Here is a 12,469-nt window from a genome sequence, read left to right as displayed (position 1 = left end):
GACCGTGGCCGGCATCGTCGGCGTCGCTTTCAGCAGCTCGCGGATCGCCGGCTCGAACGCGTCCACCGCCGAACCCTTCAACGGACGCTGGTAGACCGGCGGCCTATCACCGTCCAGGGCCCGCTTCACTGTGTTCTTCGAGATCCCCAGGTGCCGGGCGATCGCCCGGATCGGCATGTGCTCGGCCCGGTGCAGCCGGCGGATCTCAGCCCAGTCCTCCACGGAAATCACCCTCTCCTCCTGACCCTGTGAAGATCAGGATGATCAGACGATCGCGAGGTGGGTCCCGTTTGATCCGCCGTTCAGCGGTCAGTTTTCACCCGACGCCGACAGAGCAGCACCCGTCGCAGCAGTCCGCGACCACCTGCTCGACATTGGCCGCATCCGCACCGCCTTCGTCACGACGCCCGCACCCGGGGCGTGCCTGCGGACCGCTCGAGCTCACCGTCCCTCCTCCCCATCAGCGACGGGCCAGGTCTTGCGCCCCGCCGCCGCAGCTCGCCCCAGTCCGCCCGCACCGCCGGCACCTCGGGCGAGCGGCGCATGCTACGGGGCCTTCCTCTGCTCGCACGGCTGAAGACCGAGGGCCTCGTCCTGGCCGACCGCGCGGCACAGCCGTCAGCCCCCAACCGGATCCCCGTGTCACGGCTGGTGGCTGGACGTGACCTCGGGCCCGGACGTCCCCGCGGAGATGGAGTACCGGGACCGCGAGGGCCGCTGGGTGCGGCCGCGCCGGTCCCGGGCTGCTAGCTCTGCTTGATCGCGGAGATGTCGAGTTCCAGGACGACCTTGTCGCCGACCAGAACGCCGCCGCCTTCCAGCGCTGCGTTCCAGGTCACACCGAACTCCTTGCGGGAGATGGTCACCGATCCTTCCAGGCCGACCCGCAGGTTGCCGTAGGGGTCGACGGCGTTGCCGGTGTACTCGAAGGCGATGGTGACCGGGCGGGTGGTGTCCTTGATGGTGAGGTCGCCGGTGACCTGGTACTCGGTCTCGGAGCGGGGCTCGACCGCGGTGGTGCGGAAGGTGATGTCGGGGAAATTGGGGGCGTCCAGGAAGTCGTTGGTGCGCAGGTGCTGGTCGCGCTGTTCGACGCCGGTGTCGATGCTCTCGACCTTGATCACCACCTGGGCGGTGGATCGGGTCGGATCGCTGCCGTCCAGACGAACGGTGCCCTCGAACTGGTGGAACGCGCCGCGGACCTTGGTCACCATGGCGTGGCGGGCGACGAAGCCGATCCGGGTGTGGGCGAGGTCGAGGACGTAGTCCCCGGTGAGCTCGGGGCCAGTGACGGTCATGGCTGGGGTGCCTCCGTAAGACGGGATCCAGGCGACGGTTCGCCCGGATCGTTCCGGACTCACGCTAGGGCGCGACCGCTCCCCGGCCCGGCCGGACGCACGGGGCGACGGCAGAGTGCACCTTGCCCAGCGACTCGGGCCACCGGCCTACCACTGCCGTCCTTCCTCGCACCATCGGTACCGGCGGACGGGCTTGCCCGGGTGCGGCCCTGACACCCCCACAGGGCGGGGGTGTCGCTGGCGGGTTCACCGCAGACCGCACAGACAAGCGGGCCCGGCGGCGCGCCGGCATCTGAAGGCGCTGCCCGAAGCCATCCGCGTGGAAGAGCGGGACTGGAGACGGCCTCCTGCACCCGCGCACCTTCGCCGGGCCCGTCAGGAGGCCGCGGCCGCCACCTTCCACCCCGCACGGGCCCGATCCCGCACCGGAGCTTTCGCAGCGTCCGTCATCGTGCCGACCCGGCCGTGCTCGTCCGGGAGCAGCGCCTCGACACGGCGGCCGGTCCCCAGGTCACTGCGCCCGGTGGAGGTGGCGGCGATGCGGCGCTCGCGCGGTTGCCCCCGCCCCTGGCCGAGACCGGTCCAGGGGCTCTCGATGACGTCGATCCGCGCCGTGTACCCGGGCCAGTGGGACGGTGTGAGGAGGACGCACTGGTGCTGGCGCGACCGGGCGGTGAGGCGTTGGGCGAGGTGGGGGGGGTGATGGCCGGTGGGGGCGCGGAGGAGGATGAAACGCCGCAGGTCGTTACCGGGGTCACGGCATGGATTGCCCAGGAAAGTCGTGGGTGACGTCCTTCGATGCTGCCCGGGCGAGGGTGTCCGCCACCGTTGTGCATGCGAGCCGGGCGACGGTTCGCAGTTCGGCGTCCGAGGTTCCGGCACGGCTCAGTACGGCCAGCGACTGGTTGACGGCGACAACGAAAGTGGCGAGTTCGTCGAGCGTCCGGGTGTCGGCCGAGGAATCCTCCAGTGCTGCGCGTATCCGTTGGCGCTGGATGTCGAGCAGGGCACGCACCTGAACGCTGTTCTCCTCTTTCAGTGTCGGTGACTGCGCGGCGGACTGGGCGATGAGGCACCCCGCGGGGACCGACGGGTCGGCGATACGGCTCAGGGTGACGTCGAGGAATGCCTCGACCGCGCGCACCGGATCACCGGGGTGGGCCGTCAGCGCCTGCGCGTACTGCGCGCCGTAGATCGACGCGTAGCGGTCGAGGCACTGGCGGAACAGGGCGTCCTTGGTGCCGAAGGCGCCGTAGAGGGAGCCGCGGCCGAGACCGGTGGCGGAGCCGAGGGCGTCGAGTGAGGCGTCCGCGTATCCGCGCTGCCAGAACACTCGCATCGCCTGGTCAAGGGCCGCACCGACGTCGAACTGTTTCCGGCCGGACATGGTGTGCACCTCTCGTTCGCGACTTCCGCTGTGAGCCTACCCTCATCTTGGATCGATCGGTCAAACTATCTTTGACTGATCGATCCAAGATGCCTAGTGTGACGAGCCAGTGGTTCCCACCTCGAAAGGCCGCACGATGATCGACGACGCCGCATCAGACGTCCACACACACGTCGTTCCGCCCGTCGACGGACGCCGGCCGCGCGCCGGGTTCTGACTCATGGCCGCGGTGTACACCCTGGTCGCGCCGGGCGGGACGCCGCCGATTCCGCTGTATGCGTTCCGGGCGCCGCAGATGGGCTTCGGGGCCTTTGCCACGACGTCGGTCTCCGCCGTCCACGCCCTTGGGACCGGGATCGCGCCGAGGGTGTTCGCGTCGCTCTCCGTCCGCACCGCACTATCCGAGCGACCACCGCGCCGCGCGACTCCGCCCTCACTCGAGGCCACTCCATGAAACCGCGACAGCCCTGCCACAAAGGATGATCATGAAACTGCCATCAACCCACGCGCCCACGCCCGAAGGCCCCGGTTCCGTCTCCCGGGCGCCGAACCTCCCGGACCGATTCACCGACACCTTCACCAGCCAGTACGTCGACACGGGCGAGCTGCGCCTGCACGCCGTCACCGGCGGCGAAGGACCCGCGCTGCTGCTGCACGCCGGCTGGCCCCAGACCTGGTACGCCTGGCGCCTCCTGATGCCCGCGCTGGCCCAGGACTTCCAGGTCGTCGCGGTCGATCCGCGCGGCGTCGGGCTCTCCGACAAACCCCTGGACGGGTACGACACCGGCACCCTCGCACGCGACATGGTGGCGCTGATGGACGCACTCGGGCATCAGCGCTTCGCCATGGTCGGTCACGACGTCGGGATGTGGACCGGCTATGCCCTGGCCGCGGATCACCCTGACCGGATCGACCGTCTGGCCGTCGCCGAGGCCGCCATCCCGGGACTCTCCCCCACACCACCTCTCTTCGGCAGCCAGGAGGCCAACGACCGCCTCTGGCACTTCGCCTTCAACCGCCTCACCGACATCAACGAGCAGTTGATCAGCGGACGGGAGCATCTCTTCTTCGGCCACCAGTTCGCCACGAAATCCGCGAAGCCACTGCCCGACCACGCCGTCCGGCACTACGTCGACACCCTCACCGCCGACCCGGAAGCCCGCCGGTCCAGCTTCGAGTTCTACCGCGCACTCGATGCGACCATCGAACAGAACCAGAAGCGCACGACACGACGGCTGACCCTTCCCGTCCTCGCGATCGGGGGTGCGGAGAACCTGGGGGCATCGGTCGGCGCAACCATGAAGCTTTCCGCCGACCACGTGGAGAGCATCGTCCTCCCTGAATGCGGCCACTACCCTGCCGAGGAAGCCCCAGAGGCGATGCTGTCGGCGCTGACCGCCTTCCTCGCGCCCTACCGCGACACGGCGAACGCAAAGACCTCGCACAGGTAGGCAGTGCGGGGAGGCGAGATCTCCGACAGCGGCGGCGAAGCGGTCCATGCCGCCGTTGCACGCCCGTGCAGACCGGCGCGATCCCAGGTCGGGCATCCCCACGACCGCAACCCAGATGCCGGCGCCGCCGGCCAGCGCCAGCAGCAGCCCGGCGTCGGTGACCTCGACCGCGGTACCCGGGCGCAGGGCCCCGCCGGGGAGCAGCGGGACGAGTTCCTGGTGGACCGGCAGGACGGGGGCACGGGGTCGGTCTGTTCGACGAGGGCCGCCAGGCGCCCGGTACGGGGCAGCCGACCTGAGGGACAGCCAGGGCCCCATCAACGCGACCGAGGCCGACGAGACAGTCGGCCAGGGCATGCCCGTTCGTGCGACCGTGCGGTTGCGGGACAGCGACGGCTTCCACCTCACCGTCGCCGACGAACACCGCACCGGCGACGTCCGCACCGCCTTCGAGCACTACGGCAGCGGCACCCACAAGGAGGTCATCAAGGCCGAAGCCCCCGAAGCCCCCGCCCAGGGGCCCCTGTCCGCTCTCACCGGCGGGGCGATGCCATCCTGCTGCCATGATCGATAAGTACGATGGAATCCTGGCCGGGCTGGACGAAGTGGACTGGGCGTACCTGGATGGCGGAGCAGGGGTCCTCGATGGGATTCGTGCGCTGTGCGGCGAGGACGAGAAGGTATGGGAGAAGGCGCTCAGTGGCCTGTTCAACAGCGTTTTTCATCAGGGCTCCCGGTATCAGGCCTCCCCGTTCGCGGTGCCTTTCATCGCCCGACTCGCGGTAGCCGGTCCCCAGCCCGTCCGCGAGGAGCTGATGTGGCTGCTGACCCGCCTGGCGGTCGATTGGCACGACGAGTACGACGTCGCCACCGGGATCGACATCACCGCCTGGCGCGCAGCCGCCGCTCAGGTCAGCCCGGCCACAGTCCTGTCCTGGTACGACGGGCAACTGGCCGTCGAGAAGGATGAACAGCGACGCGAGCAATTGCTGGAGGCCCGGGCCGCGGTAGCGGCCGGCGTGCCTTTCGACGCAGGGGACGCTGCGCTCCGCTCGTACGACGCGGTCCTGGCCGAGCTTCCCAGGCTGCTGCCCCTGCTCGCTGACGACGAACCCGGTATCCGGGTCCGGACCGCCTACCTGCTCGCGTGGTTTCCCGAGGCTTCCGCCACCACGCTGCCGTGCCTGTTCGATCTCGCCGAATCCGACTGCGATCCCGTCGTCGCAGCCACCGCCCTGGTCGCCGCCGGACTGGTCGGTACGTCCTCGCTGGGCAGCGACTTCGTCCCTTATCTGGAGAGTGGAGATGCCTGGTGCGGTGGGCCGCCGCCACCGCAGTCGTCCGGATCGCCACCAACTGCGAGGGAACACTCGGCGCCGGGCTGCTCGACCGCGCGGTCACCGAACTCACCGCCGCAGCGGCCGGCCCCGCCCCCACACGATCAACCGACTACAACGAGGGCGACTTCCACGGCCACATCGTGACCACTCTGCACACCCTCGGCACGGACGTTCCGCAGGCCGCCCTCACCGCCTGTCTGCCCCGCATCGCGCGGGACCCGAACGGACGCCGCACCAGAGCCGCCCTGGACGGGCTCTTCCCGATATCGCAGCAGAGCCCACCGCCTTCCTACGTCGACCTGTCCGCCGCGCAACAGCAGTTGGTGCAGGCTCTGGCCGATCTGGAGCACCCCTGGGTCGGCCGGCAGGTTGCCGGACGACTCCATGACCTCGGTCTGCCGGACTCCCAGAACGCCCTGCGCGCCTACGCCGGGCTTCCCCCGGTCGCCGAGGGCTGGTAGCGGCCCGGCCCCGTGAGACGCACTGCGGGGTTCGCCCTTATGCGCCCTCAGCCTGCCTCGTAGCAGGCCAAGCGCCTGCGCAGGTCGCGGGGTTCCACTCTTCGCACGGTGTCGCTCGTCCGCGTGCGCGGTTCCGAGCACCGGTGAAGGCAGTCAGTGCTCACCCCGGCCGTACGGGCCACAGCCGTGAAGCTGACGGGCTCACCCCGGCCTCCATCCGCTCGCTCGGCCCTCCGCCCTCGGCGCGGACTGGTCCAGGAGGATCCCGCCCCGCGGGCAAGCACAGCTCTCAGCGGGCCAACGCAGGAATACGACGCACCACGAATTCGAGCCTGTAACCAGCTATCGGAGCCGGCCTGGCCGCGGACCAGCTCCAGCAGCGCTGATTCTGGGCCCCGCCTCCTTGCCAGGAGGTCTTCGTTGTCGGCGGCGTCCGGCACGGTGGCGCGGCACTGAGAAAGCCGACGACGGCGCCGGGACGGTGAACAACACCGTCCCGGCTCCGTCCGGCCCTTCACACCCTCGTCGATCGCAGATTGCGTCGGTGTCGGTATCGGTGAGCACCATCGGGGTGAAGACCCGGGTGAGTGGGTGGATGCCGTGCAGGGCGGCGAAGGCCGCGTCGACGAGCTGGCAGCCGATCGCCCAGTCGCCCGTCCTTGACCATCACCGGCGGGGTGGCCGACTCGGCGGCCAGGAACCGCTCCTCAGCCAGGTTGCGGTGGAGGGTGGCGAGGTCGACGTACGGGCCGAACTGCGGTGTCACCGTGGCCTCGTAGGGGCCGTGGTCGGTGGGGTCGGCGGTGGACGTCGCCGAGACGGAGCAGCTTGGTGCGCTCGGCGCGTTTCTCGGCCCGGCCGCGCTGCGGGCAGGGCAGGCGCAGGTGGACGATGCCGTGGGAGGGTGCGAGCGGCCAGCGGATCACGTCCAGGTGGTGCAGGGTACTCAGGACCTCAGCGTGGCAGGCCGGGGTGCGCTGTTGGTGGGTGTAGGTCTCGACCTCGTAGTCGACGCCGGTGGCGTCCGCGAGGGAGTCGAAGAACGCCCGGTGGTTGGTGTCGATGAGGTGATCGATGGCGGCGGGGCCGAGCGGAGTGGAAGTTCCGCGCCATCGACCAGGGCTACGGCTCCGGTCTGCGCGGCATCGCCCTTCACTTCGGCGCGAACGAGTGAGTGGAAGTTCCGCGCCGTCGGCCAGGGGTACGGCGCCGGTCTGCGCGGCACGGCCCTCGACTTCGGCGTGGACGACAAGTGAGTGGAAGTTCCGCCCGACAGGTCGGAAGTACGGCTCTGTCCCTCGAAGACCCAGGAGACCCGCATGAACCCCGACGAACGACCCGCCCCGCAACCCGCCGGCCCCCACCGCCGGCTGTCCCAAGCCTGGCCCACCCTGCGCACCTTCGCCCGACGCTCCCTCCTCGGCGCAGCCGGCGCCGCCGGCGCCCTGCCGCTCACCCTCCTCGCCCACGGGCTCACCACCCGCTGAACCCCGCCCCCGGCCCGCTGGCGGTCGCAGGAGCGGGCCGGGCTCGGCGGCCGGGCTCGGCGGGCTGGCGAGCGGGGTGGTAGGGGTGCGGGTGACGGGACCTGACGGCCCGGCCCAGCCGGGCCTGGCGGGCCGGGGGCGGTGGTGGACGGGCCGGGAAGGGACCGACGCGGTGGGCACGGCGGCAGTGACGGGATCTCAGCGGGCCGTCGCCCGGCCGGAAAACCGTGGTGCGCCGCCCACCGACGCGCCGGTAGCCTCGGCCGCGTCCATGCTGATGATCAAGGGAACGGGACGGGGACGGGGATGGCGGGGATCAGGGTGACGGTGTGCCTACCACCCGAGGCGGTCGACGACATCGACGGGGCACTGGCGGCGGCCATGGCGCCGTTCAGTGCCGAGGACGGTATTTGGCACGACCGCGCGATGTGGGACTCGTACCGGATCCTGGGCGGCTTCCTGATCGCACCGGGGTACGAGGACGATCCGCGGCTGATCCACGAACGGCCCGGGACCGCCGGCGCCAGTTGCGCCCAGCTCCGCCCCAGCCCGCCCGGTATGTGCACAGGGGGTCCGCGCGGGCTGCTGGACCTCGGCGACCTGGAGACCTACGCCGGAGCCGCCTGGGACCTGTGGCACCACCTGGCGCCGCGCCATCCACCGGTCCGAAGCTTCTTCGACCTCGAGGACGAACTCGTCGACCAGGACGCCGATATCGTCGACGGCACGCCGGCCTACGAGGCGTACTACGCGCAGCCGCTGATCCGCGAGTTCACCGCAGGCCTGCGCGCCATGCCCGGCCCCGGGTGGAACCTCGGTGAGTTCGAACGGATCGGCACCTTCGAGCGGTCCGCGTACGTGGCGTGGACGAAGACGTTGCGACAGTTCCACGACGACCTGCTCACCCTCGACGGATGGTGGCTGGAGAGCCACGACGGTCCACGCATCCACGGCGCCTGCGAGAGGGGCATCGACTGCGCCTGCCGCGACACCCACCCCTTCCCGACCGACTTCGACGCCTACCTGGCCGCGCTGCCCGCCGAGATCGTCCTCGTCAAGGTCCGCTGCCACGGCTGAAACCCCCCCCCACCCCGGCGGGGGCGGGGCGGGGCGGCAGCAGGACCGGGCCCCGAGCTGGAACACAGCGGCAGCCCCCGTCCCCCGCACCAGCCAGGCCAGCGCGGAGACGGGGCCGGCGCAGCAACCACGACGACCAGGACCGGCCGGAACGGCAGCCGACAGGGACGGCGGGGCGGCCTGGCCAGCGGGTGACCGGCGGGTGGCCTGCGGCCAGGCCGCCGGGCCGCCGGGCCGGGCCCGCGCGCACCAGACGGCCGCGGAGTGGGAACAGCAGCAGGCCGGGCAGGTCCTCGACCCCGACAGCGACCAGCCAGGAGCAGCAGCCGCAGCTCCACCGAGCCGCCGACGGCCCGTCCCGGGCTGCTGCGGAACCAAGCACAACAGGCCGGGCCTCGTCCACGGGCCGACCCCGGAGCTCAGTCACTCCAGTCACCGGCAAACCCTCCGACCTGCACAAACACCCAGTGACCGACCACGGAGCGAGCGGCATCCGGACCAGGCGGGACAGGGCGGCGGCCGGGCCCGCGCGTGGCAGCGACCCGCCCCCGCACCGGCCCGGACAGCGGCACCGACGGCACGGCACCCGGGGCAGCAGGTTGGGCAGCAGCAGCGACCCGAAGCAGCAGCCGGTCGACCGGACAGAGGCGGGAGCAGCCACAGCGCAGGCGACAACCAACGCGAGGCGCGAGCACCAGCGGGCAGCGCCGGTGCGGCAGGACCGGCGGGAGCCCGGAGCCGGAGCAGCCCGGTCCCCGGCCCCCGGCACAGCCAGACCGGCCGCGCCCCCGACACGGCCCCACAACCAAACAACGGCCCGGCGACCGGAGCCAGGCGAGGGAGCGGACGGGAGCAGCCGGGAGCAAGTCCGTCACCAGCGGCTGGTGACGAAAGCCCCCGGCAAAGCCCCAACCCGACCCAACCGGGACGGCAGGCAACCGACAGCCAGAGCAGCACCCCGACCGGCCCGAACAGCAGGACGACGAAGGCACCGACCGCGTCGGCGGTCGGTGCCTTCGTCTTGTGGGGTCAGGAGTGGAGGCCGGCTCCGAGTTCGACCAGTTGCTGCCCGACGCCGGAGGTGACCGCCGTGGTGAGCGCGGGGCCGGGAGGGGTCGCAGTATGGAGGGGCGGCTTGGATGCCGGCGGACTGCGGGAGGAGACGTGGTGGAGCCGAACGAGCCTTCGGCCCTCTCGGTGAAGGTCGAGGCGCGCGCTGGTGGAGCCGTCCCATGGCTTTGCGCTGCTCGCCTCCAGCCCGGAGCAGTGGCCGTAGCCTCGGCGGGAGGTGGCATCCAGTGTCACACGGCCCGGTGCAGGCCTTTGGCGGGTCGGGGGGCGGGGAGCGGCTGCTGACGTTCGCGTTCGCGGGGCTGGCGGCCGGGGTGCTGCTGGTGGACGTGCGTGGGCGGATCCTGACGGCCAATCCGCGGGCGGAGGAGTTGCTGGGCCGTCGGGCTACGGCGATGGTGGGCGAGGATGCCCACGAGCTGCTGCACCGGGGTCCCGGCGGTGTCGGGATCCCGCGCTCGCGGTGCGTGCTGCTGGCGGTCGCCGAGGACGGAAGGCCGGCCTGGGGCGAGAGCGACACCTTCCTGACCGGGGAGGGCCGGGCCCTGCCGGTGCGCTGGTCGGCGGCGCCCATTGCGCACGGGGGCCGGACGGTCGGTCTGGCGGTGCTGTTCGCCGATGTCGCGGGAAGCAGTGCGCCCGTCGGGCGGGAGGCCGCCCGGGTGGACCTGCTGGAGGACCTGGCCGAGCAGCTGACCCTGGTGGGCGCGATCACCGAGGTGCTGTCCGAGACCCTGGATGTCGAGGAGGCGGTGGACCGGCTCGGCCCCCTGCTCGTCCCCAAGCTGGCCGACTGGGTGGCGGTCGATCTGCGGACCCCCGAGGGAGAGGTCCGCCGGGTCGCCGTCCTCGGCCCCAAGGGGCGGGACCCCGCCCTGGGCGCGTGGCGCGGCCCGCTGCCGCCACCGACAGCACTCTCGCGTTCGGCACTGGTGCGCGTGCTCCATGGTGCGCAGCCCGTGCTGCTCGGCCGGCAGGAGATGGCCGAGCCACCGGACGCCCCGCTCGCCGCCGTACAGGCAGGGTTCCTGCGTGCCCTGGGCGCGACCTCGGCGGCCGTCGTCGCACTGACCAGCGCGCGCGAGATCACCGGCGCGATCACGGCGGTGCGCACCAGCCCGGACCGCCCCTTCACCGGCCGCGAGCTCGCCCTGCTCGCCGACATCGGCCACCGGGCGGGCGTCGCGATCGACAATGCCCGCCTGTTCGGGGAGCAGCGCGACATCGCCACCGCCATGCAGCGCCATCTGCTCACCGAACTCCCGCAGAGCCGGGACCTACAGCTGGCCGCCCGCTACCGGCCCGCCCCGGCAGGTTCGCGGGTGGGCGGCGACTGGTACGACGCGTTCGGGCTCCGGGACGGCAGGACCGCGCTGGTGATCGGCGACGTGATCGGGCACGACCTGCAGGCGGCCGCCCGGATGGCCCAGCTGCGCAACATCCTGCGCGCCCTGGCCTGGGACCGCCACGAATCACCGGCCGCCATCGTCGGGAGGCTCGACGACGCCATGGCGAGCCTGACCGACGTACCGATGGCCACCATGGTCCTCGCCTACGTGGAAGGACCGCCGGGCGGGCCGTGGCAGGTGCGGTGGACCAGCGCCGGACACCCCCCGCCACTGCTGCTGCCCGCGACCGGCACCCCGTCCGACGGTGAGGCGCGCTACCTGGAATCCGGCCAGGGCATCGTCCTCGGCGCGGGCGGTGATCCCGGACGCCCCGACGGCCTGGAACACCTGCCGGCCGGCTCGACCCTGCTCCTCTTCACGGACGGCCTCGTCGAAGTCCCCGGAGCCGACCTCGGCGCCGGCCTGGAGGGACTGCGCCGACACGCCGCCGGCCTCACGCGCTACCCGCTGGAGGAGTTCTGCGACCGAATCCTGCTGGCCATTCCGCACGGCAGCACCGACGACACCGCACTCCTCGCCATCCGAGTACCGGACTGAACGGGACACGCTGCTGACCGGGGGTTTCCTCCATCGGGGCTCGGGACGGCCCGGACGGCGGACAGCCGACAGCCCAGGCACCCCGCCCGGCCAGGACAGCAGGGCAGCAGAGCCGGGGCGCGCCCCACACGGACAGCACACGGTGCAGGCAGGACCGGAAGGGGCAGGAAGCGGCCCGACCCCGGGGACGGCGGACGGCGGACGGCGGACGGCGGACGGCGGACAGCGGACAGCGGACGGACCAGGGACAACCCGGGAACGCGAGACGGGACGGGGACCAGGACGGGGACCGGGACGGGCCCACCGCACCCACCAACCACCCACAGCTCCCCTTCCGGCGGCCGACCCCTCAACCACCGCGCGCGACCGCCACCGGGCGGGCGCGAAGAAGAGACACAGCGCAGCGACCCGCCGACCCCAACCCACGCCCTCACTCACTCACTCACTCACTCACTCACTCGCTCACACCTCAGGCCAGGGCTCAGGAAGGTATGTCTGACCGGCGAGAACGGCCGATCAGGTCTCTGACCAGCAACAACAGCCGGCCCGCCGGCATGGGACCGGACGCTGAACGCGTACCCAGACGAGCGGCCAAACGGGCACCCGAAGGCGCAGCCAACCGGGCACCCGAACGAGCACCCTTCGGACCTCCCGGGAACAGCAGCAACCGCATCGGGACCGGGGCCACATCGTCCAGACCGGCATCTGGGACGCTCGCCACCCAGCCTGGTGGCCTGTTCCGCGAGCTCCTCGACCTCCAGCGCGACCGCAACGTCCCCGGCCCCGGCCCGCCGCACCGTAGGGGGACGCTAGACCGGGCTCCGGCCTGCGCCGACACCCACCGTCCAGCCCTGAACTTGTGCTTTAACGTCTCGACGCTCAGGTGGCAGACCTGATCAGAGCTTCAGAGGCCCGTAGGTGCCGTTCGCGAAGGTGAAGACGGTCGGCTCG

At 71.7% G+C, this 12,469-nt stretch carries 10 protein-coding genes and 1 pseudogene; 8 read left to right on the top strand and 3 right to left on the bottom strand.

Translation table 11 applies throughout. The features are described 5' to 3' along the window. The 3 genes from ACIOFR_RS41155 to ACIOFR_RS41145 all read right to left on the bottom strand — a co-directional run. Positions 1 to 231: helix-turn-helix domain-containing protein (locus ACIOFR_RS41155; protein WP_401005804.1), on the bottom strand; the 231-nt coding region annotated here is incomplete at its 3' end. A 515-nt stretch (positions 232 to 746) separates the two neighbouring features. Next, positions 747 to 1,298, bottom strand: coding sequence for a YceI family protein (locus tag ACIOFR_RS41150; protein WP_401005802.1), 552 nt, complete (start codon positions 1,296 to 1,298; stop codon positions 747 to 749). 754 nt (positions 1,299 to 2,052) lie between these two features. Next, the gene (locus ACIOFR_RS41145; RefSeq protein WP_401005800.1) at positions 2,053 to 2,685 is read right to left on the bottom strand and encodes a TetR/AcrR family transcriptional regulator; all 633 of its coding nucleotides are present in this window, start codon (positions 2,683 to 2,685) and stop codon (positions 2,053 to 2,055) included. Positions 2,686 to 3,170: 485 nt separating this feature from the next. On the opposite strand from ACIOFR_RS41145, the gene ACIOFR_RS41140 reads away from it, so the two are divergent. The 8 genes and pseudogenes from ACIOFR_RS41140 (at position 3,171) to ACIOFR_RS41105 (ending at position 11,518) form a co-directional block, all read left to right on the top strand. Continuing rightward, the gene (locus ACIOFR_RS41140; protein ID WP_401005798.1) at positions 3,171 to 4,136 is read left to right on the top strand and encodes an alpha/beta fold hydrolase; all 966 of its coding nucleotides are present in this window, start codon (positions 3,171 to 3,173) and stop codon (positions 4,134 to 4,136) included. Between the two features lie 355 nt (positions 4,137 to 4,491). Continuing rightward, positions 4,492 to 4,710, top strand: a complete 219-nt coding sequence (locus tag ACIOFR_RS41135) for a hypothetical protein (protein WP_401005796.1) — start codon at positions 4,492 to 4,494, stop codon at positions 4,708 to 4,710. Next, on the top strand, positions 4,700 to 5,620 hold the full coding sequence (locus ACIOFR_RS41130) for a hypothetical protein (RefSeq protein ID WP_401005794.1): 921 nt from the start codon (positions 4,700 to 4,702) through the stop codon (positions 5,618 to 5,620). Before ACIOFR_RS41135 ends, ACIOFR_RS41130 begins: the two co-directional genes overlap by 11 nt. Continuing rightward, positions 5,617 to 5,937, top strand: a complete 321-nt coding sequence (locus ACIOFR_RS41125; RefSeq protein ID WP_401005792.1) for a hypothetical protein — start codon at positions 5,617 to 5,619, stop codon at positions 5,935 to 5,937. Before ACIOFR_RS41130 ends, ACIOFR_RS41125 begins: the two co-directional genes overlap by 4 nt. A 1,172-nt stretch (positions 5,938 to 7,109) precedes the next feature. Next, a pseudogene (locus ACIOFR_RS41120) lies at positions 7,110 to 7,193 on the top strand (chemical-damaging agent resistance protein C); the annotation flags it as partial. Positions 7,194 to 7,256: 63 nt separating this feature from the next. Beyond that, positions 7,257 to 7,424, top strand: a complete 168-nt coding sequence (locus ACIOFR_RS41115) for a hypothetical protein (protein ID WP_401005790.1) — start codon at positions 7,257 to 7,259, stop codon at positions 7,422 to 7,424. Positions 7,425 to 7,730: 306 nt separating this feature from the next. Further along, a complete protein-coding gene (locus ACIOFR_RS41110) occupies positions 7,731 to 8,501 on the top strand; it encodes a hypothetical protein (RefSeq protein WP_401005788.1) in 771 nt (256 codons plus the stop codon). Positions 8,502 to 9,799: 1,298 nt separating this feature from the next. Continuing rightward, entirely contained in the window at positions 9,800 to 11,518 is a 1,719-nt protein-coding gene (locus ACIOFR_RS41105; RefSeq protein WP_401005787.1) for a SpoIIE family protein phosphatase, read from the top strand. The last annotated feature ends 951 nt before the right edge of the window (positions 11,519 to 12,469 follow it).

Origin of the sequence: Kitasatospora sp. NPDC088346 (genome assembly GCF_044740765.1) — a bacterium.
Lineage (GTDB): Bacteria > Actinomycetota > Actinomycetes > Streptomycetales > Streptomycetaceae > Kitasatospora.
The sequence above is the reverse complement of the archived record's forward strand: the minus strand, read 5'-3'. Positions and strand labels throughout refer to the sequence as shown.